The 20,483-nt window shown below is 62.2% G+C and carries 22 protein-coding genes; 7 read left to right on the top strand and 15 right to left on the bottom strand.

The features are described 5' to 3' along the window. Positions 1-39: 39 nt before the first annotated feature. The 8 genes from ACKAMS_RS19305 to ACKAMS_RS19270 form a co-directional block, all read right to left on the bottom strand. Complete coding sequence (locus tag ACKAMS_RS19305) at positions 40-843, bottom strand: sugar phosphate isomerase/epimerase (RefSeq protein WP_113683314.1); 804 nt, start codon at positions 841-843, stop codon at positions 40-42. Continuing rightward, entirely contained in the window at positions 840-2,567 is a 1,728-nt protein-coding gene (locus tag ACKAMS_RS19300) for an FAD-dependent oxidoreductase (protein WP_408989392.1), read from the bottom strand. The genes ACKAMS_RS19305 and ACKAMS_RS19300 overlap by 4 nt, the downstream gene beginning before the upstream one ends. Next, positions 2,564-3,658 carry a Gfo/Idh/MocA family protein gene (locus ACKAMS_RS19295; RefSeq protein ID WP_408989391.1) on the bottom strand — a complete coding sequence of 365 codons (1,095 nt, stop codon included), beginning with the start codon at positions 3,656-3,658 and terminating at the stop codon, positions 2,564-2,566. Before ACKAMS_RS19295 ends, ACKAMS_RS19300 begins: the two co-directional genes overlap by 4 nt. Further along, positions 3,658-4,482, bottom strand: a complete 825-nt coding sequence (locus tag ACKAMS_RS19290; RefSeq protein WP_113683312.1) for an aldo/keto reductase — start codon at positions 4,480-4,482, stop codon at positions 3,658-3,660. Before ACKAMS_RS19290 ends, ACKAMS_RS19295 begins: the two co-directional genes overlap by 1 nt. After that, positions 4,479-6,431, bottom strand: a complete 1,953-nt coding sequence (locus ACKAMS_RS19285; RefSeq protein ID WP_408989405.1) for an FAD-dependent oxidoreductase — start codon at positions 6,429-6,431, stop codon at positions 4,479-4,481. Before ACKAMS_RS19285 ends, ACKAMS_RS19290 begins: the two co-directional genes overlap by 4 nt. 44 nt (positions 6,432-6,475) lie before the next feature. Continuing rightward, positions 6,476-7,357: a shikimate dehydrogenase gene (locus ACKAMS_RS19280; RefSeq protein ID WP_408989390.1), complete on the bottom strand. Its 882-nt coding sequence runs from the start codon at positions 7,355-7,357 to the stop codon at positions 6,476-6,478. Between the two features lie 63 nt (positions 7,358-7,420). Then, the gene (locus tag ACKAMS_RS19275; RefSeq protein WP_021345319.1) at positions 7,421-8,797 is read right to left on the bottom strand and encodes an MFS transporter; all 1,377 of its coding nucleotides are present in this window, start codon (positions 8,795-8,797) and stop codon (positions 7,421-7,423) included. Between the two features lie 139 nt (positions 8,798-8,936). After that, on the bottom strand, positions 8,937-9,854 hold the full coding sequence (locus ACKAMS_RS19270; protein WP_020970528.1) for a LysR family transcriptional regulator: 918 nt from the start codon (positions 9,852-9,854) through the stop codon (positions 8,937-8,939). A 134-nt stretch (positions 9,855-9,988) separates the two neighbouring features. On the opposite strand from ACKAMS_RS19270, the gene ACKAMS_RS19265 reads away from it, so the two are divergent. Beyond that, positions 9,989-10,681: an SDR family NAD(P)-dependent oxidoreductase gene (locus ACKAMS_RS19265; protein WP_070385634.1), complete on the top strand. Its 693-nt coding sequence runs from the start codon at positions 9,989-9,991 to the stop codon at positions 10,679-10,681. Between the two features lie 22 nt (positions 10,682-10,703). On the opposite strand, the gene ACKAMS_RS19260 is transcribed toward ACKAMS_RS19265, so the two are convergent. Further along, positions 10,704-11,477 (bottom strand): hypothetical protein, encoded by a 774-nt coding sequence (locus ACKAMS_RS19260; RefSeq protein ID WP_019744985.1) that lies wholly within the window; start codon positions 11,475-11,477, stop codon positions 10,704-10,706. Positions 11,478-11,582: 105 nt separating this feature from the next. On the opposite strand from ACKAMS_RS19260, the gene ACKAMS_RS19255 reads away from it, so the two are divergent. Both ACKAMS_RS19255 and ACKAMS_RS19250 read left to right on the top strand, forming a co-directional pair. After that, the gene (locus ACKAMS_RS19255; RefSeq protein WP_020908838.1) at positions 11,583-12,410 is read left to right on the top strand and encodes a crotonase/enoyl-CoA hydratase family protein; all 828 of its coding nucleotides are present in this window, start codon (positions 11,583-11,585) and stop codon (positions 12,408-12,410) included. Continuing rightward, positions 12,407-13,945 carry an AMP-binding protein gene (locus ACKAMS_RS19250; protein ID WP_021332179.1) on the top strand — a complete coding sequence of 513 codons (1,539 nt, stop codon included), beginning with the start codon at positions 12,407-12,409 and terminating at the stop codon, positions 13,943-13,945. Before ACKAMS_RS19255 ends, ACKAMS_RS19250 begins: the two co-directional genes overlap by 4 nt. On the opposite strand, the gene ACKAMS_RS19245 is transcribed toward ACKAMS_RS19250, so the two are convergent. After that, on the bottom strand, positions 13,938-14,570 hold the full coding sequence (locus ACKAMS_RS19245) for an alpha-ketoglutarate-dependent dioxygenase AlkB (RefSeq protein ID WP_029256052.1): 633 nt from the start codon (positions 14,568-14,570) through the stop codon (positions 13,938-13,940). The genes ACKAMS_RS19250 and ACKAMS_RS19245 overlap by 8 nt on opposite strands. A 147-nt stretch (positions 14,571-14,717) precedes the next feature. Between ACKAMS_RS19245 and ACKAMS_RS19240 the strand changes: the two genes are divergently transcribed. Then, positions 14,718-15,134, top strand: coding sequence for a hypothetical protein (locus ACKAMS_RS19240; RefSeq protein WP_003940106.1), 417 nt, complete (start codon positions 14,718-14,720; stop codon positions 15,132-15,134). Positions 15,135-15,228: 94 nt separating this feature from the next. Here ACKAMS_RS19240 and ACKAMS_RS19235 read toward each other — a convergent pair whose 3' ends face one another. Continuing rightward, positions 15,229-15,456, bottom strand: coding sequence for a hypothetical protein (locus ACKAMS_RS19235; RefSeq protein ID WP_020970523.1), 228 nt, complete (start codon positions 15,454-15,456; stop codon positions 15,229-15,231). Positions 15,457-15,702: 246 nt separating this feature from the next. Between ACKAMS_RS19235 and ACKAMS_RS19230 the strand changes: the two genes are divergently transcribed. Both ACKAMS_RS19230 and ACKAMS_RS19225 read left to right on the top strand, forming a co-directional pair. Then, entirely contained in the window at positions 15,703-16,494 is a 792-nt protein-coding gene (locus ACKAMS_RS19230) for a MerR family transcriptional regulator (RefSeq protein WP_408989389.1), read from the top strand. A gap of 83 nt (positions 16,495-16,577) precedes the next feature. Next, a complete protein-coding gene (locus ACKAMS_RS19225) occupies positions 16,578-17,039 on the top strand; it encodes a hypothetical protein (protein WP_042952749.1) in 462 nt (153 codons plus the stop codon). 24 nt (positions 17,040-17,063) lie between these two features. Here the strand turns inward: ACKAMS_RS19225 and ACKAMS_RS19220 are convergent, their stop codons facing one another. From ACKAMS_RS19220 to ACKAMS_RS19205, 4 genes are all read right to left on the bottom strand, one after another. After that, the gene (locus ACKAMS_RS19220) at positions 17,064-17,465 is read right to left on the bottom strand and encodes a hypothetical protein (RefSeq protein ID WP_408989388.1); all 402 of its coding nucleotides are present in this window, start codon (positions 17,463-17,465) and stop codon (positions 17,064-17,066) included. Positions 17,466-17,592: 127 nt separating this feature from the next. Further along, positions 17,593-18,726: a HoxN/HupN/NixA family nickel/cobalt transporter gene (locus ACKAMS_RS19215; RefSeq protein ID WP_037136755.1), complete on the bottom strand. Its 1,134-nt coding sequence runs from the start codon at positions 18,724-18,726 to the stop codon at positions 17,593-17,595. A 140-nt stretch (positions 18,727-18,866) separates the two neighbouring features. Next, the gene (locus tag ACKAMS_RS19210) at positions 18,867-19,196 is read right to left on the bottom strand and encodes a branched-chain amino acid transporter permease (RefSeq protein ID WP_070385591.1); all 330 of its coding nucleotides are present in this window, start codon (positions 19,194-19,196) and stop codon (positions 18,867-18,869) included. Then, entirely contained in the window at positions 19,189-19,926 is a 738-nt protein-coding gene (locus ACKAMS_RS19205) for an AzlC family ABC transporter permease (RefSeq protein ID WP_020970518.1), read from the bottom strand. The genes ACKAMS_RS19210 and ACKAMS_RS19205 overlap by 8 nt, the downstream gene beginning before the upstream one ends. Positions 19,927-20,005: 79 nt before the next feature. Here ACKAMS_RS19205 and ACKAMS_RS19200 point away from each other — a divergent pair, with 79 nt between their 5' ends. Continuing rightward, positions 20,006-20,446 carry an Lrp/AsnC family transcriptional regulator gene (locus tag ACKAMS_RS19200; protein WP_020970517.1) on the top strand — a complete coding sequence of 147 codons (441 nt, stop codon included), beginning with the start codon at positions 20,006-20,008 and terminating at the stop codon, positions 20,444-20,446. Positions 20,447-20,483 lie beyond the last annotated feature (37 nt).

Here is a 20,483-nt window from a genome sequence, read left to right as displayed (position 1 = left end):
TTAGGGAGTGCCTGGACTCGCTAAACGCGCACAGGGCCGCTAGGCCAACACTGCTCGCGTGGCCTCGACCAGGCGCTCCAGCCAGGCGTCGGTGCCGACTGCCTGACGCAGCGGCTCGTTGGGCAATTCGATGCTGACCGGCAGTCCGGCAGGCAGGGTCGACCAGATGTCGGCCAGGGCGATGCCGCCGGTGCCGGGCACCAGACGCTCTTCGCGGGCGTGACGGATCAGTTCTGCGTCCTCCGTAGGAGCGGGGGTCGAACCGTCGCACATCTGGGCGTAGTGAAGCCACTCGCGCGGGATGGACGCAAGATCCTCCAGCGTGGTCGCCGAGCGGTCGGTGTGGAGTGCGTCGACCAGGACACTACGAGCCGGACCGTCTGCCGCCGAGACGATCTCGATGGCCGCACGCGCATCGGGCACCGCAGTCCACGGCATGAATTCGAGCGAGGCGACGATGCCGTAGTTCGCGCACAGTTCAGCGAGGCGGGCATAGGAGTTCGTGAGCCGAGCGCGGTCGCGGTCGTCGCCGCCCACCAGAACGGCTTTGGCTCCGAGCTGTGCACCCGCTTCGAGAAGCGGAACGTAGTCGGCGGGGTCGAAGTCGGCTGCAAGGCGGATGATTTCGAGGTCGAATACCTCAACGGGTGAATCATCCAGTCGACGCACCAGTTCGTCCAACGACTGCTTGTCCTCGTGCAGCGGGTAGGCCGTCGTACCTGGTGCCGCAGGCATCAGGCGGATGCCGATGGTGTCGAAGCCGTGCTTTTCGGCCAAGTCGACGTGCTGCATCGGAGCAGTGTCCAGCACCGTGAGGGCTGCAAGCCCGAGTGAGAGTGTCATGCGTGCGCTCCAACTGTCTTGGCTCCGGCCAGTTCCCGACCTGCCAGGTAACCGAACGTCATCGCCGGGCCGAGGTTGATGCCGCCGGACGGGTAGTGCCCGCCCATCACGCTGGCCTGATCGACGCCGACGGCGAGCAATCCCTCGATGGGGCGGTCGTTGTCATCGAGAACCTGCGACGACGAGTCGGTGACAAGCCCGGCGAAGGTACCGAAACTGCCCGGCACCACCTTCACCGCGTAGTACGGACCCTTCTGTAAGGGCGCGAGCGACGGGTTCGGCCAGGGGTTGGCGGTATCGCCGGATCCCCGGTTGAACGGTGTTGTGCCGCGACCGAACTCGGGGTCTTCACCGGCCACGGCCCCGACATTGAATGCCTCGATTGTCTTTTCCAACTGCGTCGGATCAACGCCGATCTTCTCCGCCAGTTCGCGAACAGTGCGACCCCGTGTCAGGTATCCCGAGCGCAGGTACGGCTGGATCGGGATCGGCAGGGGCTTGGCCATGCCCAGCGGGAGGTAGCGCACATACTGCTGATCGGCGATCAACCACGAGCACACTTCTTCGCCCTCAGGAACCTGCTCGACCATCGCGAGGGTGTAGTCGTGGTAGCCGAGTGCCTCGTTGACAAAACGCTTGCCGTTCGCGAGAACTCCGATGACACCGGGCTTTCCGCGGTCGAGGATGTGCGGGAACACCCCTTCCTTGCCGTTGCGGTAGCGAACGATGGAGACGGGGCAGTACGCGACGGGGGAGGCAAGAGTGCGGTCGAGGCGACCACCCACGGATTCGCCAAGGGTGATGCCGTCGCCGGTGGTTGTCTTCGGAGTGAGTGACCAGTGCTCGTTTCCGGTGGGGGTACGGGGGAACAGTTCACGTCGGCGGTCGATGTCCTGGGCGAAGCCGCCGGTGGCCAGTACGACGCCGCGCGTGGCAGTTACCGAGTACGCACCATCCGGACCTTCGAGGCGGACACCGACAACGCGACCGTCATCGTCAGTCTGCAGCGATGTTGCCGACGTTTTCACCCGAATCTCGACGCTGAGATCGAGCGCTGAGCGAAGCATCATGCCGACAAGCGCAGTGCCGTTGACGAGTTGCTGGCCACGACGCTTGGTGGCGAGATCGAACATGTGCTTTGTCACGCGAACGCCACAGTGCACAAATGCTTTCGGCGATCGAGTCGAGTGCAGGAATGCCTGCAGGTCGGGGCCGGCCATGATGCCCATGCCGAGGAACGACGTCTCGTACAACTGTCGACGGAGCAGCGCCGCGACGTCGGGTCCGAGCTTTCGCAAGCTCACCGGTTTCGGTCCGACGGAACGATGACCCGTGCCGGCTCCCGGTGTGTCGCCGTGAATGTCGGCGATCTTGGCTCCGGGAACGAACTTCAGTGCAGTCTTGCGTTCGAAGAACTCGACCATCTCCGGTGCGCCGTCGAGAAGAGCATCCACTTTGGCGGCGTCGAAGTTGTCTCCGAGTCGGTTCTCCAGATATGCCCGCGGCGCCGAACGATCTTCGACAACCCCGTCGGCGATGGCAAACATGGTGCGCGGGGTCCACATCCACCCGCCTGACCAGGCCGTTGCGCCGCCGCAGGTGTCGGCCTTCTCGACAACGAGTACCGACGCGCCGCCATGTGCTGCGGCAATTGCTGTGGAAAGCCCGCCTGCGCCGGAGCCCACGACAACTACGTCGTAGGTGAGGGGGGTACTGCTACTCATTTCTGCTCCTTGGCAGTTGTTGCGAGGGTCGGCGTCGATGTCAGATCGACAACCTTCCCGGTTCGTGACGATTCGTAGATTGCGGCGATGATGGCAAGTGACGCGCGGGCGTCTCGTCCGGTGACGGCGGGTTCGCGCCCGGTCAGGACCGCGTCGGCGAAGTCCTGAACCTGCAGGGTGTGGAAGTCGGTCAGTGCCGCATTGACCGCTCCCACATCGAGATTGGCGTCGATGTCGGCAGAGTACGGCGACTGGAACTCCACTTCGCCGGGCACGGTCCAGATTTCGTTGACACCCTCGTGTCCTTCGGGAAACTCGAGGACGCTGGCGATGGCGCCGGTGCGCCCGATCACTGTCACGCGGTTGCCCAGATTGTGATTGGCACCGGTAGTCGCGGTGACGGTGGCGGTGCCGCCCGAAGCAAAGGAAATTACAGCTGACGCACTGTCCTCGGTCTCGATGTGCTCACCGTGGGTGTGGGTGCGTATGAAGCCGCTGACCGAGACGGCCTCGCCCATGAACCAGGCAAGCATGTCGATCTGGTGCACCGCCTGCGTCATGAGCACGCCACCGCCGTCGGTGTCCCAGCGTCCGCGCCACGCGTCGGCCGAGTAGTAACTCGACGGGCGGTGCAGGATCACCGACGCCTCGCCGAGCGTGGGCAGTCCGATCCGGCCGTCGTCGATGGCGTCCCGGATCCGACGCGCGGCCGGCCAGAAGCGACGTTGGAAGAGCACCCCGAACGTGATACCGGCGCGGTCGGCGGCCTCGATCATGCGGTCGGCGGCAGCAACATCGACCGCGATGGGCTTCTCGCACAACACATGTACACCCGCTTCGGCAGCGGCCACGACTACCTCTTCATGTACCGGGTGCGGCGTGCAGACGGTACAGGCGTCGAGTCCGAGGGCAAGAAGTTGCTCCACTGAACTCACGGCTGCGGGAACGCCGTGCGCTGCCGCGAACTCCTGGGCGCGTCCGAGATCGGGATCGCAGCAGCCGATTACCTCGACGCCGGGGACTTGTTGCAGGGCTCGGGCATGGTTGCCGGCGATCTTGCCACAGCCGACGATTCCGACTTGCAATGTCATCAGAAATGTTCCTCTGCTTCGACGTCCCGCGCCGCAGACTCGCCGCGGTCGAGACTGTTCAGTGCTTCGATGTCTTCGCCGGAGAGGGTCACGTCGAGTGCTGCCAGGTTCTCGGCCTGACGCGTCGGGTTCGCTGATCGCGCGACCGGAACCACACCCTGCGCGACGTGCCAAGCGAGGACCACTTGAGCTGGTGTGCAACCGATTCGACCGGCGATCTCGCTCACAACGGCGTTGTCGAGCACGTCACCCCGGCCGAGCGGACTCCACGACTGAGTGAAGATGCCAAGTTCGTCGTTGGCGCGGCGAACCGGGATCCGAGCGAGCGACGGGTCCATCTGAATCTGGTTGACTGCCGGTGCTTCGCCGGTTTCGGCGACGACGCGGCGCACGTGGTGCTCCAGGAAGTTCGACACACCCACGTACCGAACCAGTCCGGCGTCGCGGCAGGCCAGCATCGCCTCGAACGACGCAACGTAACGATCGATTCGCGGGAGCGGCCAGTGGATCAGGAACAGATCGAGTTGATCCAGTCCCAGTCGTTCCAGGCTCTGCTCGAGCGCTCCGCGGATGTCACCGGAAACCTGGTCGTTTCCACGAAGTTTGGTGGTGACAAACAGTTCTTCTCGCGGAAGAGCAGACTCCGCCAACGCTACGCCGACGGCGTCCTCGTTGCCGTAGATCGCGGCGGTGTCGATGAGGCGGTACCCGGCCTCGATTCCGGAGAGTACCGACTTCGTGGCGTCGGCACCGACCAGTGGCCAGGTTCCGAGTCCGATGGGTGGCAACGCAGTTGCCACCGGTGCGGCTGTGTGTGCGCTCATGCGTGAACCTCCTGACGGGCCGCAGCGGCGGCTGTGATGGCGACGGCAACGTCGGCTGCGGTCACGAGTGCGGCATGGATGGATCCGCCGTCACCGCTCGCGTCTCCGACGGTATGGACCCCGAGTCGTGGTGCCAGTGAACGGAGTTCGGTCAGAAGCTCCGAGCGCGGCTCGACGCCCTGTGAGATCAGCAGCTCGCCGGGGGCGTCGACTTCGCTCAGTACACCGCCTGTCGAGATCGTGACCGACTTAGCGTCGACCTTCGTGACGATCGAGCTCAGGTAGGTCGTGAGGTTCTCACTTGCGGCTAGGCGCGGCAGCAGCACAATCTTGCCGCGTCGGCCGACGTCGTGTGCGATGGTTTCCTGCGGCCCGATCATGACGACCTGGGTGCCCTTCTGGAGCAGATCGTCGGCAACAGCGGCAGCCTCGCGGTCGGCGCCGAAAATGGTGATTGCTTCGGGGGCAGGATCTCCGGAGGCGAGGAACTCGCGGACATCACGGACGGTACGGGTTGCTGCTCCGGGGAGGTCAGTCACGGGACCGTGCCCACCGGCAGCAAGGACGATCGCGTCGAAGTCACTGTTTGCGAGCAATGCTGCGTCAGCTCTGGTCGAAGTGTGGCACTGCACCCCGAGTTCGGCCAGTTCCGCGAGGTACCAGTCCACGATCCGCCCGTATTCGGGATATTCGTGCAGCTTCGATGCCAGAGCGAAGTCGCCACCGAGACTGGGGCGTTCGTCGTACAGGTCGACGCGATGACCGGCAAGTGCGAGGTCGCGGGCAGCGGCCATTCCGGACGGACCGGCACCGATGACGGCGACGCGTACGGTGGCATCAGCCGGCTTCGTGGGCTGATCCAGTTCACGTCCGACCCACGGGTTGACGGAACAGGGAATGGGGCCGGCGGCCAGGCTGTCGATGCAGTAGTTGCAGGCGATGCAGGGGCGGTAGCGGCCACCGTCGACAGCGCGATTCGGAAAGTCCGGGTCGGCGTGCAACGTACGGGCCATGCTGACGAAGTTCGCCTGACCGGATTCGATGATCTGCGCGGCGATCTCCGGCGACGTGATGCGTCCGGCCACACCCACCGGGATGTCGAAGTCGCGCTGGTACTGCTCGGAGTACGGCGCGAGGAGTCCACGGGACCATTCACCGGGCTGGATGATCCACTGTCCCGCTTCGTAGTTGCCGGCCGAGACGTCGAGGAAATCGAGTCGGTCGGTGTCGATGGCGTCGATGCGCGCGCGGGTCGTCTCGGCGTCGAGTCCGCCGTCAATGCCTTCGAAGGCTGAGAATCGAAGTCCCAGAGTGATTCCCGGAGCATGCTCGTGGACGGAGGCGATGACCTTGTTGACGAACAAGGTGGGGTCGGCCCACTCGTCGTCGCGGTGATTGTAAGCAGGGGAGAGGAACTGGTGGATCAAGTACCCGTGGCCACCGTGCAGGGAGATGACGTCGACGCCGGCCTGCTGGCACCGTGCGGCAGCCTCACCGAAGCATTCGATGATGTGCTCGATGTCGTCGCCGTCGAGTTGCTCTGGCATCTCGCCGCCGACAACCAAACACGGAATCGGTGTCGGGGCAACGGGAACAAATCCACTGACAGAACCTTGCGCCGTGCGTCCACCGTGGTTGAGTTCGACTCCGACGAGGGCGCCGTGTGCGTGGATCGCGTCGACCATCTTCTTGATGCCGGGAATCCGTTCGTCGACGTCGACGCCCATCTGCCGGATGCGTCCCTTGCCGTCGGCACGCACGTAGCTCGCTTCGGTGAAGATCAGTGCAGCACCACCTTCGGCGCGGCGGGCGAGGTACGCGATGTACTCGTCCGTCATGGTGCCGTCGACTTCGCAGTAGTTGCGTTCCATCGGGGCGGACACGAACCGGTTCCGGAGGCGGACGCTGCCCATGTCGAGAGGTTCGGCGAAAGGCGCAGTCACCTTCATCAGTGCTCCTGGTACTTCGCGAGAAAGTAGGTGTTCGGTTGTGCTCATGCGCATGCCGTCTCGGAGAGCAGCTCGCTCAGATGGCTGCGCATGCGATCCGTATCGGCTTCAACACCGGTCAGGAGTGTGAAGGTGTCAGAGGCTTGAGCCACCAGCATCTGCCCACCGTCGAGAACCGCGCATCCGAGAGCAGCTGCAGCGTCGAGCAATTCGGTGCGCATCGGTCGATAAACGATGTCCGCAACCCACAAGCCGGAGTGGAGCGCAGCGGGGTCGAAGGGAGTTCCGGGATGACCCACCATGCCGATCGGAGACGCATTGACGACGCCGTCGCACGTCGTCAGGTTGACGGAGATCTCACCGATCGCCAAAGCCGTTGTGCGCGTGCCAGGGAAGGCCGAGGCGACGCGGGAACACACATCGGCAGCGCGATCGGGATCAATATCTGCGATGCGAAGATCCGTGGTGCCGGCGGCGGCGAGTGCGTATGCCACAGCGGAACCCGCCCCTCCTGCCCCGGCAAGCACCACTCGGTCCAAGGCGGCGTCGGGCAAACCGCGCTGCAGTGCTGTGAGGAATCCGCTGTGGTCTGTGTTGTGGCCGATCAAACGGCCGTTGTCGACCACAACCGTGTTGACGGCACCGAGCAACCGCGCATTGTCGGACAGCTCGTCGAGCGCGTCCACGACAACCTGCTTGCACGGGTGGGTGATGTTCAGTCCGGTGAAATCGCCCGCGACGGCGCCACGCACCACCTCACCGGTTTTCTCGACCGAGATGTTCAGGTTCTCGAGATCGATCAGTTCGTAGCTGTAATCGTCGAGTCCGAGTGCTGCTGCTTCGTGTGCGTGCAACGCGGGCGAGAGTGAGGTGGCGATACCCGACCCGACAAGGCCGATACGGTGACGTGTGTATTCGGTAGTCATGACATTCTCCTGCATAAGTGGGGACGGCCCCTCGCGGCAATTCAGTGCGAGGGGCCGGTCCGGTCAAGCGTTGTTGCTGGTGAGCTCTGAGTCCTGCTTGATCGGCAGGCTCGGCTTCGGTTGGCCCAGTTCTGCTGTGGGCGTGCGGTACGTTTCCGGTCCGGTCATTGCCGCGATGGCGGAGATGACGGCGAAGCCCAGGCACATCCATGCAACCGGTGTCCAGTTGCTCTTGTCTCCGGCCGAAATCGCTTGGGCGATAGCCGGTGTGAAGCCGGCGACAAGGAGTCCGAGCATGAGGCTGACGGCCATTCCGGTGTATCGGACCTTCGCGGGGAACTGCTCCGGGAAGTATGCCGGGTACGTGCCGTTGGGCATCGCGTAGAAGATTCCGATCATGACGATTCCCGAAGCGAAGACCATGGGGACGCTTTGGGTTCCGATCGAATGGAAGAACACGAAGATCATCAAGCCGGCTCCGATGGCGCCGACGACGAAGATGGGCTTACGTCCGTAGCGATCCGAGAGAATGCCGAACAGCGGCTGAGTCAGTACGGCAACAAAATTGGCGGTCGCGATGGCCCACAGCATCGTGGAGCGCTCGAAGCCGGATTCGACGGCGTACGCCAGGGCGAAGACGTTGACGATGGTGTTGATCATCGCGAAGGTCGAGCTCATGCTGATACGGATCACGGTGCGCCAGTGCGAGCGGAACATCTCGACGACGGGAATTCCGGCCGTCTCGTCCTGTTCCTTGAGTTCTTCGAATACCTCGGGCTCATCCAGGGCGCGACGTAGCCACAGCGCAACGACGGTCACGATGATGCTGAGCCAGAAGGGAACTCGCCAACCCCACGAGTAGAGGTCTTCGTCGGGCAGGCTCGCCACTGGGATGAATACCAGGCTGGAGACGACGATGCCGAACATGATCCCGCTCATGGTGAACGAGGTGAAGAACGAACGACGGTGATCAGGTGCGTGTTCGAGAGTCAGTGCCGAAGAGCCGGGTGATTCACCGCCGGCAGAGAGCCCTTGAAGAAGGCGAAGCAAGACGAGAATGATCGGCGCGGCGATGCCGATCTGGTCGTAGGTCGGCAGGCAACCGACGATGACCGTCGCAACACCCATGAGGAGCAGGCAGGCGAGAAGCGCGTTCTTGCGTCCGTACCGATCGCCGAGGTGTCCCCACAGCACTGCGCCGAGTGGGCGGGCGACGTAGGCCACGCCCAGGGTGCTGATCGAGAGCAGCGTTGCCGTCGAGCCGCCGCCAGGAAAGAAGATCTTGGGGAACACGAGCGCGGCTGCGGAGCCGTAGATGAAGAAGTCGTAGTACTCGAGGGTGCTGCCGAGGAAGCCCGAAACGGCGGCGCGGCGCGCGTTCGAATTCGGATGCTCTTCGGTGGAGTGTGTGGAACCGGTGGAGGTGATCGGTGGTGCCATGTGAAGTCCTTTCGTCCCGATGGGCCGGCCGTGGCGGCACGTTTGGTGATGCACCACGCATCGGTGACGTCCCTCACCTTTCGGCGGCTGAGACGACAGTGCCACGAAGGACTATGGCGCGTCCAACACTAAATGAGTCTCAGATAATGACGTTTTTGGTCTCAATCTCCGGCGTCGGCAGAATCTCCTCGGATGTCTCCAGTGCGACGGCGAGTGCATCGGTCATATGCCGGGGTGACCAGGCAATTCCGTGGTTCATGAACGTCGGCTCGCCGGTGAGTGGGACGAACACACTGCCAGGTGGGGTGATCGCAGCCATGCCCGACGTCATCAGCGCTACGCCGACGCCGGCGGCAACGAGCATGAGGATCATGTACGGATCGGTGATCTCCTGGACGACGCGAGGCCTGAAGTCTGCGTTCATGCAGGCGCGCATCGCGGTTTCCTGGAGGGCCGAGCCGGCTGAGAGCGGGGTGGTCACGAATCCGTCGTCGGCCAATTCGCGGAGATCGATCGCGTCCCTCTCGGCAAGGGGATGGTCGATCGGAAGTACGGCGCCGAACGCCTCCCGTCGGATCAGCCGGGTAGACAGTGATGCGGATTCCACCGGTAGTCCGACGAAGGCGAGGTCGAGGGCGCCGCTCTCGAGTTGAATGACCGCGTCGCGCGTCATGATCCGGCCGAGGAGTGTCAGTTCGACTTCCGGATAGCGCTGACGCAACGCGCGGGTGAGCGGCGGAAGTGCTTGATAGTTGAGCACTCCGGTGAACCCGATCGTGACTCGTCCGTAGACGCCTCCCGACGACGCACGCGTAGCGTGTCGTGCCGTCTCCATGTTCTCGATGACGCGATAGGCGTGGGGGAGAAAGGCATGTCCGCCGGACGTGAGTGCGACGCTGCGAGTGCTTCGTTCGAACAACTTGACGCCGATGTCCTTTTCGAGCTTTCGGATCATCTGGCTGAGCGGCGACTGGGCCATCTGGAGCCGTGATGCGGCCCGCCCGAAGTGAAGTTCTTCCGCAACCGCGACAAACGCGTGCAACCAGCGGGTTTCCATCGCCAAGGCCTCCAGGTATTTGACGTTGACAACAAACGCCATATATTCAGAATTTCTACACAGTGTGACGGCAATTATGCCTGTTTGCAACATAAATTGAGTGCGTAGCGCACAGAAACTCGGGAGTGAAGATGATGCAGGGCTATCCAGAGGGTGTCACCGCGCTCGTTACCGGCGGTGCGAGCGGAATCGGCGCCGCCAGTGCAAAGATGTTGACGGAGAGGGGAGTTCGGGTGGTAACGGCAGATCTTGCCCAGGGTGCGGACGAACAACTCGACGTGAGTGATCCGACAGCAGTCGATGCGCTTCGGAGCAGACTCGGCAGGGTCGACATCTTGATCAACAGTGCGGGAATCGTCGGACCATCAGCGCCACTCGTCGACGTCGACCTCACGGCTTGGCGGCGTACGTTCCGCATCAACGTCGAAGGAACATTCCTGATGTGCCGGGCGTTCGTGCCGGGGATGGTTGCGTCGGGGTGGGGGAGGGTCGTCAATCTCGCGAGTATTGCGGCCAAGGACGGAAACCCGAATCAGAGTGCATATTCCGCGTCCAAAGCGGCAGTCGTCGCGCTGACGAAGTCGCTCGGCAAAGAGGTCGCCACCACCGGTGTGCTGGTCAACGCGATTGCTCCCGCGGCCGTGGAAAGTCCTATGAATGCCGGCACCGATCCGGCCATCCTCGCTCGTTCGCAGTCTTTGACGCCGATGGCACGGATGGGGCGGGCCGACGAGATCGCCGAACTGATCTCCTGGCTGTCGTCGTCGGCGGTGAGTTACTCGACGGGTGCTGTGTACGACGCCAGCGGTGGCCGCGCAACGTACTGAATTACCTTCTGGAAGAAGTCGATCAGAACTGGAGCAGTGACTGCCACAGTTCGCGAGATGCGTCCTGGTACTCGAGCATGTGCGAGATCAGTTCACGCAGTGGCTGCGTCGGTTCGAGTTCTTCCGGAAGGAGCGGATTGCGCACGATGACCGCGATCACCGCGCTGCCCAAGGCAAGTGATTCACGGGCAGCCTCCTCGCGGCTGATTGTCGCCAGGCGTGTTTGCGCCTGTGTGAGTGCTTCACGGGCCTCGGCGATGTCGACCAACAGTGCTTCCGAGTTCCAGAGTGTGCGGATTGTCGAATCATCCTCGGGGGCAAGGTGAGCGATTTCCATGACAGCCGATTCGGGGGCGGCGCCGAGTCGGCGGAGAGTGCGGCGGGCGCTGTCCGTGCCGCCGAGCAGATTGTTCGGGCGGACGGCGAGTGTGGGCTTCCACTCCTCGTAGCCCGCCAGGCGCAGCGCCTGATCGTGTCTTCGGGCGGCAGTGCGGTCGCTTCGTTTGAGCGCTGAGTGCTCGACGGCTATCCACGTGCCGTCCCAGGGGCGTATGCGATCGGTACGAGTTCGCCACCCCTCGACCTCGCTGTAGGTGGGGATACCGTCCGGGTTGAGGACGTACGTTCCACGAGCGGTGCGACGCAGTTTGTTCTCGCGGCACAGGCGGCCCGTTGCCACGCGAACGCTCGATGCGCTGACACCGACGATCTCGCCGGCCCGGGTCAGCACTGCAGTGCTGAACTCGGTGTCCGGACTCGCCGTTGCGAGGTCCAGCACAACTCGGGTTGCGGACATTCCTCGATCAGTTTGTAACAACTTTTGAACAACTCCTGACAAATTCTGTTACAAGTGGCATGGTGGGTACCGGGAAACCTTATCCGCGAGCAGTGAGGAAATATCGTGACCGACTCCGATCGACCAGGTGGCGATGTCTATGTGGAGCGTGACGGTGGCGTCACCGTCATCGTGATGAATCGCCCTGATCGCAAGAATGCGGTGGACGGGCCGATGGCGGCGCAGTTGCGTGATGCCTTCCTGGAGTTCGAATCGGACGAGAGTCAGAAGGTGGCGATTCTGTGGGGCGCGGGCGGCACATTTTGTGCCGGTGCGGATTTGACCGCAGTCTCCGACCCCGCCCGCGTGCACGAGTTGCATCCGGAAGGCGGCGGCACCGGCCCGATGGGGCCGAGTCGGTTGGTGTTGTCCAAGCCATTGATCGCCGCCGTCAGCGGATACGCGGTTGCAGGAGGGCTCGAGCTTTCATTGCTCGCGGACCTGAGGATCTGCGAGGAGGATTCCGTGTTCGGAGTCTTCTGCCGGCGCTGGGGAGTTCCTCTCATCGATGGTGGGACCGTGCGACTGCCGCGAATCGTCGGGCAGGGGCGAGCGCTCGACATGATCTTGACCGGTCGCCCGGTCGACGCTCCGGAGGCGCTGGCCTTCGGACTGGCCAATCGTGTTGTTCCAGTGGGGCAGTCACTCCAGGCAGCCAAGGAGCTTGCGCACCAGTTGTCCGCTTTCCCTCAACTCTGCATGCTCGCGGATCGCGCGTCGGCCTACCGATCTTTTGATCTACCACTTGCCGAAGCACTGCGGGCCGAGGGCGTCGCGGGAAATCCCATTGTCATCGCTGAAGGTGTGCGCGGCGCTGCTGCGTTCGCCGCGGGCGCCGGCCGGCACGGCCGGTTCGAGAACAACCTGAATTCGAACGAGGAAACTGAACCATGATGCCCATAACCAGAGACCTGATCGCCCGTGGTGCGCGACAGCACGGATCGCGAACAGCCGTCGTTTTCGGCGATCGATCGATGACGTTCACGGAAGTGGACGAACTCAGCAGCCGATTGGCGCACACATTCATCGCCCTCGGTATCGGGCGTGGTGCACGGGTTGCATTGCTGGTCAACAACTCTCTTGCCAGCGTCCCCGTCGATTTTGCCTGTGTCAAAGCCGGCATCAACAGGGTTCCGCTCAACTCGCGTCTCTCGCTCGACGAGCACGCGAGAATGCTCGAGGACACCGACACCTCGCACGTCGTCTTCGGTAGTGACCTCGCCGACCGCGCCGCTGAACTGTCCGCCAGGTTCCCCGAACGTACGTTCATCGGGCTGGAAACAGGTTCGGCGCGGCAGCGTTCGCTGCTCGACCAAGCACAGAGCATGCCTTCGGACACACCGGACGTCGAGTTAGCTCCCGACGATGTGATCCTGACGCTGTTCACCTCCGGGACCACGGGAACATTGAAGGCCGCGCAGCACACTCAGCGCAGCTACGCCGGCATCTGCCGCAATGTTCTGCTCAATCTGCTTCCGGCGACTCAGGACGATACGATGCTGCACGCGGCATCACTGATTCATGCCAGCGGTGTCTTCGTGCTTCCGTTCTGGCTGCGTGGCGGCAAGACCGTCATCCTTCCCGGATTCGACCCGTCGACCTTCTTGGACTCGATAACCGAGCATCGGGCTACGGCAATCAATCTGGTGCCGACGATGATTCAGATGCTCCTCGAACGCCCTGATTTTGCGAGCGCAGACATCTCGAGTCTGAAATCCGTGATCTACGGTGCGTCGCCGATGCCGCTGGCCACTATCGAACGTGCAATGCAGGCGTGGGGGCAACACCGTTTTCTCCAGTACTACGGGCAGACCGAGGCACCGCTGTGTATTGCAGTCTTACGGCCCGAAGATCACACGGAAGATCGCCTGCTGTCCTGTGGTCAGCCCGCCATCGACGTCGAGATCAGGCTGCTCGACGGCGAGGGAAACGAAGTGCCCCAGGGAGAACCGGGTGAAATCGTGATCCGCTCGCCATCGGCGATCGCCGGATACTTCAATGCACCGGAACTGAATGCGGACACCTTCACCGAAGACGGCTGGGTTCACACCCGTGACATCGGTCAGTTCGACGCCGAAGGATTCTTGTTCTTGAAGGACCGAGCTTCGGACATGATCATCAGCGGCGGATACAACGTCTACCCCCGTGAAGTCGAGGATGCACTCCTGACGCATCCGTCTGTCCGTGAGGTCGCCGTGGTGGGTACCGCCGACGCCAAGTGGGTGGAGGCGGTCACGGCTGTGGTGGTACTCGAGGACGGGACCGTCGAAAACGACGCACTGCAAGCATCATTGGTCGCGCACGTCGGCGAACGACTGGCGTCGTACAAGAAACCGCGTCGGGTTGTTTTCGCAGAATCCATACCGAAGACGGCCGTCGGCAAGCTCAATCGGAAGGCGCTGCGAGACGAACTCCGCGACGCTATCTAACTCCGCGAGTGCGGAATTGAACGCTGATTCTCGGCCCGAGGGCCCGCGCACTCTTCGGGACACAGTGTTCCCACGTGCGTTGGCAGGATCCGCCCATGACGAGTAGATCTCCGTGTCCGAGATTGAAGCGGATGGATTCGCCGCCCCCACGAGGGCGCAATAGGAGCGGGCGAGCCGCACCGAGAGACAGGATGGCCACCATCGTGTCCTCGGTGCGACTTCGTCCCGTGTCGTCCCCGTGCCAGGCAACGCTGTCGGAACCGTCGCGATAGAAACACAGACCCGACGTGGCGAATGGTTCACCGAGTTCGTCGAAGTAGTGACTGCTCAGCGCGTCTTTGGCTTCGGTGAGAAGCGCGTCCGGCAGTGGTTGATTCTCTGCGTAGAAACACACCAGACGAGGGACGTCGACAACGCGGTCGTACATCTGACGCCGTTCGGAACGCCACGGCACCGTAGCCTCCAGATTGTCGAACACGGCCTCCGATCCGGTCAGCCAGGCCGGGCGATGGTCGACCCATGCGCCGGCGGTGAGAATACGTCGCTGCACCGTGCCGTCGAGATCGGCCAAAGAAACGCCGAGGTCACCGTTGTCGAACAGAGACGGTTGCATCGTGGCGGTCATAAGCTCCACCGTACACCGAAATCGAACATATGTTCCCATGAATCTTGATTGCAGTGCTGGACGGCTGTTCATCCTTGCTGGGTGATGTCCGTCGGCGTGAACCTTTGAATACTGTTCTCACGCTATTTCGCCGAAGAAGGGGACGTCATGACTGCTCCGCACCAATCTCATGCGAACCATCCTGTCCGACAAGGCTTTGCCATCGGGACCACGGTGGCGGCAGCCTGCCTGCTCTTCGTCGCGGGAATCGTCGCGTTGCTCCAGGGCATCGCGGCTCTCGCAGACAACGACCTGCTGATCGTCGGAGTCAACTACACCTTCGAATTCGATGTCACGACATGGGGTTGGATCCACATCGTGCTCGGAATCATCGGCATCGCGGTGTCGCTGGGATTGTTCGTCGGCATGACGTGGGCCCGCGGCATGGCCTTCGTGATCGCGGCGCTCTCGATCGTGGCGAATTTCCTGTGGATGCCGTACTACCCGCTGTGGTCGATCGTGATCATCGCCCTCGACGTCGCCGTGATCTGGGCCGTCGCGACCTGGCGACCTGACGAGGTGTGATCCTCTGACCGAAGTGAGTAGTTCACCTGCGACAGGTGAACCACTCACTTCGCTGTGTCCGGGCCTCCACGGTTGGCCTCATCCCTACGCGGCGTCAGCGCCGTTTCGGTGACTCGCGATCCTGGTTCTCGCGCGGACGCATGTCCTTCGTCGATCGGTGTGGGAAGCCGTGGATCATCGAGCAAGAGATCCAGCAGATCACCACCGTTGCGATTCCGAGTCCGATCGATGCGAATGGTTCCTGCGTGGCCAGCCAGACGCTCAGTCCGATTGCCGTCCCGACGATCAGAATCAGGATGGTGTCGAGTCGTGTCGTTTGCATCGAAATCATCGCCTGGCACAGATTGTTTTCGGCGGCCCGCTGGTTTTGGCGGCCCGCCACCCGGCGAGTGACAGCCGGGGGCAGACCTTGCGCGGCTGACCCCTCGCTCTGGAAATCGCCGCCGCAAGTGATCAATACCCGCGAAATTCGTCTGCGAAACTCTTGGCAGGCAGAACAGGACCTTAGGCCTCAAGGCCGGCATGCCGGCCTTGACTATGACGTAGCGTCATAGTTGATGCTGTTCGTATGCGAATCAGCGACGTGGCCAGTGCGGCAGGCACCACTCCGCGGACCGTTCGGCACTATCACCGACTGGGGCTGCTGGCCGAGCCGAGACGACTGTCCAACGGTTACAGAACTTACGAACTTCCCGATCTGGTCAGGCTGATGCGCATTCGTTGGCTCACCGCCGCCGGCATTCCACTCGGATCCATTGCCTCGATGATCGAACCGACGCCGATCGATGCACGAGAACCGGACGACTTCGCCGAAGATCTTTCCTCCTTGATCGCGGAGATAGACCGGAAACAGCGCGTCCTCGCAGACCAGCGAGTGCGCCTCCAGGAAATGCTCTCGGCGCGAGGCGCCGGCCGGGTGGTCTCGCCGCTTCCGGTGGAGTTGCTGTCTGCGTTCGACGAGTTGATCGCGTCGTCCACGACGGATTCGGTTCGGCGTCTGTTCGAGCGTGAACGCGACATGTGGGAATTGGTGGCGATCTCGGGAGCAGCGCCACACGAACTGTTCTCCACGGCTGCGCGATTGCTGTCCGACGAGGGCGACCGGAAGAGAATTGTCGATCTGTACCGTCGTTTCGCCGCTCTGGCTGGGCGCGAGGTAGCCGAGGTTGCAGACGAGATCGCGTACTTGTCGGACGAACTGGAGGAATCACTGGACGGGGTACTCGGCGATGTGTACTCAGACGGAGACTCCGCAGGTGTGGGATTCTCGGTTGGGATCGCGGACCTGGTGCCCGATCCAGCGCAACGTGAAGTGGTCGCGCGCGTCGCAACACGTCTCATGTCAGGCGGTACGGCGTGATCCGATCACTGTGGTTGCTCTCGACGGGTCGGAGAGACGGAGGTTCCAGTGATACAGCGACTTTCGGCTACGCGAGGGGGACAATGTCGATACCGGTGGCATTTGTTGCGGCGAGTGTGATCGAGGCAGTAGCGATTCACTTCCTGGTGCCGTGGCAGTGGCTTCGCGTCGTGCTGCTGGTTGCAACGGTGTTGTCGCTGATTGCGATTGGCGGTTGGCTTGCCGGACGCGTCGTGCACCCACATCTCGTGTCAGCTCGAACGGTAGTGTTTCGATCCGGCACGGGCATTCGAGTCGAGGTGGACCGATCACGGATTTCGCGGGCGAGCATGGTCCGAAGGTTCGGTGAGACAGCAAATGTGATTGTCGACGATCGCTTGGTTCTGCCGGGGCCCGACGGCACTGTCGTGGATGTCGACTTCGATCAGCCGCTCTCGGTCACGCTCCCGAAACGGCTCTCGAAGGCCAGTCCCACCACGATCGGTGGGCTGCGGTTGCATGTCGATCAACCCGGCGAGTTCTGTGCTGCATTGGGGCCGAACTGAATTCGCAACGATCGTTGGATCCGGTCAGTGCGGAGACCTCGGTGGAAGACCTTCACGGAACGGATCGACAACCAGCCACTGCACCGTGCCACCGACATTCCATAGAGCATCGGGGTTGTCGAGCGAGGCCGCGTACGTTGCCGCAGCTTGGTCGCCGGCGATCTCACCGCTCTCGCCCGACGGCGGGTTGGGCTCGAGGAATTCGGAGGGGTGCGGCCCAGGCCATGCAGGCACGTCGAACGGGGAAATGCTGGTGTCGATGAGGCCAGGTCGATGCACGGTCACCCGGTCGGGAACTTGCTTGGTTTCCGCCGCCACGGCGATCCCTGGTCCTTCGGCAGCTTCGCCGTCGCCGCTACCGCAGCCGGCCACTGCAAGAACAAGTCCCGTGATTGCCACACCCACTACCGCATGACGTATCCGCACCGTTTTCTCCTAGCCGGGGCTCACCCCGTTCGAACTCCACTATTGCATCTCGCCAACTCCGCGGGATGCGTCTTCCGATAAATGTGGGAAACGCACTGAATGTGCGTAGAAGACTCGGATTGCCAAACTATTCAGCGGTCGATCGAGGTGCGGCGGCAACGGATTGTGCCTGCCACCGTTCTTCGATGCGGCCGTACCGCCACACGAGGAGGGCGATCAGCCAGGTGACAACAAAGAGTCCGACGATGATGAAGCCCATCGCGCCGAGATCCAAGTTCCCGATGGCGCCGAGAATCCCGTCGTGGATGTCGAGTTTGTCGGTGAAGATCGAGATGATTTCCTGGGTCCCGATCAGCAGTGCCACTGCCACCGAGAGTCCGGTGATCACCATGTTGTAGTAGATCTTTCGTACCGGCTGGGCAAATGCCCAACCGTAAGCGAAGTTCATGAACGATCCGTCGATCGAGTCGAACAGAGACATCCCGGCGCAGAAGAGTATCGGTAGAACGAGGATCGAATACCACGGGAGCCCTGTCGCTGCCGCGCCGCCGGCGATCACCAACAGTCCCACTTCGGTGACGGTGTCGAATCCCAGTCCGAACAGTAGGCCGACCGGGTACATGTGCCAGGGCTTGCGAACCATCTTCATCACCGGGCCCAGGATCTTGTTGAGGGCGCCGCGGCTGTCGAGTTCCTTCTCGAGTTGTTCCTCGTCGAAGGTTCCGGCCTTGTACTTCGTGTACACCCGATGAATCCCGATGAGAGAGAAAAGATTCAGGAGGCCGATCAAGATCAGGAACGTTCCGGAAATGGTGGTGCCGAACAAGCCGGTCCACTTTTCCAGATCGGAGTTGTCGTCGGAAAGGCTGGTGGCAAGTTGCCGCACACCCAACGCCAGAAGTGCGACGAGAACAAAGACGATGGTGGAGTGTCCGAGTGAAAACCAGAAACCGACGGACATCGGTTTCTTGCCGTCCGCCACCAACTTCCGAGTGGTGTTGTCGATGGCGGCGATGTGATCGGCGTCGAAAGCATGGCGCATGCCGAGCGTGTACGCCGTGACACCGAGTCCGATGCCGAAGACACTGCCTTCGATCGTGTAGTGGCCGGGGACAACCAGACCGAGAAGAACTGCCCACCCGACGACGTTGAGTGCAACGACGGTGACGGTCATTCCGATGATGCTTCGACGCTGGCCTCGATCCAGACTGTGCCAAGCGCCGGCGATTCGGGTGCCCGTCGTGGTCATTGTCGTGGACATCGAACCTCACCGATCTTTCAGTCGCGGCCGGCGGCCACCCTACTGAAATCGTATAAGTGTTCAACTGTTCAGATAAGCGCCTGGAGGTTACAAATCACCCATCCGGGAGTAAAGCTGCTTTGCTCCCGGATGGGAATTGCTCAGGCAAACACGGTATTGACCAGCGCAACGTAGATCGTCGTTCCGACAACGATGCTCAGGACGGCATTCTTTCGCCACAGGTGCGCGACGATCGTGGCACACACTGCAATCAGTTCGGGGAGGCCGTGAGACGGGGCGGTGATCGACACCCCTTTGAGTGAATACATCACGAGGATCAGCATGACGCCGGCCGGCATGTAGATGCCGAGGTAGCCGACCAGGGCGGAGGAGCGCAGCGGCATGAGCGCGGCGAAGGGGATTGCGCGCAGCGCGAAGGTGACCACGGCCATGACTGCGACCGCCGCAAAGATGTACGAGGTGTCAGGCATCGATCTTCGCCTTTCGTGAGTCGTAGACAAAGCGGCCGATCAGGAAGAGCACGAAGGCGCCCATTGCAATTGGCAGCATGTGATCCGGGGCTGCGAGCCGGGCGACCAGAGCGCAGGTGACCGCAGCGACCGGCACCGCGAATCCGTTTTGTGCGCGAATTGCCTCGATCGAGAGGACGACGAACAGTGCGGTCAGAGCGAAGTCGAGACCGACTATCGAATCTGGAATCCACTGTCCTGCCGTCGCGCCCAGGATCGCGCCACCGATCCAGTAGCCGTGGAGGTACAGCTGGGAGTAGACGATGACGCGTCCGGTGAGTGCCTTGGGATCGGCAGTTACCGACATCGCATAGGCCTCGTCGGTCAGCGCGAACATGCTGTAGAAGCGAGCGAAGGGGTTGCGAATCTTTTCCAGCGGAAAACTCAAGGCGTAGAACACATGTCGAAAGTTGACCAGCAGTGCGGTCAGAGCGACGTACGGCAGTGGTGTCATGGCCGCGACCATTCCGACGGCGAGAAACTCCAGCGATCCGGCGTAGATCAGCGAGGTGAAAGCGACTGCCCACCAAGGGTTGAGGCCCTGTTGGACCACAAGAACGCCCAGGGCTATCCCGAGTGGGAGCAGGCCGAATCCGACCGGCAGCGACAGTTGGAAGGCATGCCGCCACGCCGGGGTTCGCGGCGAGAGTTCGACGGCAGGCGCGGCCGTCGACGATGCTGGTTCGATCACGACGCAAATCTATAACAAAGATCGAGGTGATCGATTGCTCAGAATGCCCACATATTGAACAGTGCGCAATAATAGTGCGATGGATGCCATGGATGACGCAATTTTGTTTCACCTCCGTCAGGACTCGAGTCTGACGAACACGGAATTGGCGGATCTGGTGGGTCTGACACCGTCCCCTTGCCTGCGCCGCGTGAAAAAGCTCGAAGCCGACGGAATCATCACCGGGTACCGCGCGATCGTCAGTCAGGAAGCGCTTGGCCGAGGATTTCAAGTGATCGTCACCGCCGAGATCGGAGTCAACGACCAGGCGACCATCGAGGACTTCGAATCCCAGGTCGCCGCCTTCGACGAAGTGATCGAATGTCGGCGGTTGTTCGGAATTCCCGACTACTTCATTCGGGTCGCGGTGAAAGATCTCGCGACGTACGAGAATTTCATGGTCACCAAGCTCAGCGGGCTTCCGGCTGTCTCGCGGGTGACATCGCTGATCACCATGAAGACCATCAAGAGTGTCGACTGATGCCCGGGCTCGGCTGAACCTTCACTAGGTGTCGGTG

This window comes from Rhodococcus sp. 5A-K4, assembly GCF_046097995.1.
In the GTDB taxonomy this organism is placed as follows: Bacteria; Actinomycetota; Actinomycetes; order Mycobacteriales; family Mycobacteriaceae; genus Rhodococcus_F; species Rhodococcus_F erythropolis.
Note: the sequence above shows the minus strand (reverse complement) of the source record. Positions and strands in the feature narration are given on the sequence as shown.

Bases quoted from the DNA above. Each gene is read 5' to 3' on its own strand.
- ACKAMS_RS19305 (WP_113683314.1), bottom strand. From the start codon at position 843: ATGACACTCTCACTCGGGCTTGCAGCCCTCACGGTGCTGGACACTGCT.
- ACKAMS_RS19300 (WP_408989392.1), bottom strand. From the start codon at position 2,567: ATGAGTAGCAGTACCCCCCTCACCTACGACGTAGTTGTCGTGGGCTCC.
- ACKAMS_RS19295 (WP_408989391.1), bottom strand. From the start codon at position 3,658: ATGACATTGCAAGTCGGAATCGTCGGCTGTGGCAAGATCGCCGGCAAC.
- ACKAMS_RS19290 (WP_113683312.1), bottom strand. From the start codon at position 4,482: ATGAGCGCACACACAGCCGCACCGGTGGCAACTGCGTTGCCACCCATC.
- ACKAMS_RS19285 (WP_408989405.1), bottom strand. From the start codon at position 6,431: ATGAAGGTGACTGCGCCTTTCGCCGAACCTCTCGACATGGGCAGCGTC.
- ACKAMS_RS19280 (WP_408989390.1), bottom strand. From the start codon at position 7,357: ATGACTACCGAATACACACGTCACCGTATCGGCCTTGTCGGGTCGGGT.
- ACKAMS_RS19275 (WP_021345319.1), bottom strand. From the start codon at position 8,797: ATGGCACCACCGATCACCTCCACCGGTTCCACACACTCCACCGAAGAG.
- ACKAMS_RS19270 (WP_020970528.1), bottom strand. From the start codon at position 9,854: ATGGAAACCCGCTGGTTGCACGCGTTTGTCGCGGTTGCGGAAGAACTT.
- ACKAMS_RS19265 (WP_070385634.1), top strand. From the start codon at position 9,989: ATGCAGGGCTATCCAGAGGGTGTCACCGCGCTCGTTACCGGCGGTGCG.
- ACKAMS_RS19260 (WP_019744985.1), bottom strand. From the start codon at position 11,477: ATGTCCGCAACCCGAGTTGTGCTGGACCTCGCAACGGCGAGTCCGGAC.
- ACKAMS_RS19250 (WP_021332179.1), top strand. From the start codon at position 12,407: ATGATGCCCATAACCAGAGACCTGATCGCCCGTGGTGCGCGACAGCAC.
- ACKAMS_RS19245 (WP_029256052.1), bottom strand. From the start codon at position 14,570: ATGACCGCCACGATGCAACCGTCTCTGTTCGACAACGGTGACCTCGGC.
- ACKAMS_RS19240 (WP_003940106.1), top strand. From the start codon at position 14,718: ATGACTGCTCCGCACCAATCTCATGCGAACCATCCTGTCCGACAAGGC.
- ACKAMS_RS19235 (WP_020970523.1), bottom strand. From the start codon at position 15,456: ATGCAAACGACACGACTCGACACCATCCTGATTCTGATCGTCGGGACG.
- ACKAMS_RS19230 (WP_408989389.1), top strand. From the start codon at position 15,703: ATGCGAATCAGCGACGTGGCCAGTGCGGCAGGCACCACTCCGCGGACC.
- ACKAMS_RS19225 (WP_042952749.1), top strand. From the start codon at position 16,578: ATGTCGATACCGGTGGCATTTGTTGCGGCGAGTGTGATCGAGGCAGTA.
- ACKAMS_RS19215 (WP_037136755.1), bottom strand. From the start codon at position 18,726: ATGTCCACGACAATGACCACGACGGGCACCCGAATCGCCGGCGCTTGG.
- ACKAMS_RS19210 (WP_070385591.1), bottom strand. From the start codon at position 19,196: ATGCCTGACACCTCGTACATCTTTGCGGCGGTCGCAGTCATGGCCGTG.
- ACKAMS_RS19200 (WP_020970517.1), top strand. From the start codon at position 20,006: ATGGATGCCATGGATGACGCAATTTTGTTTCACCTCCGTCAGGACTCG.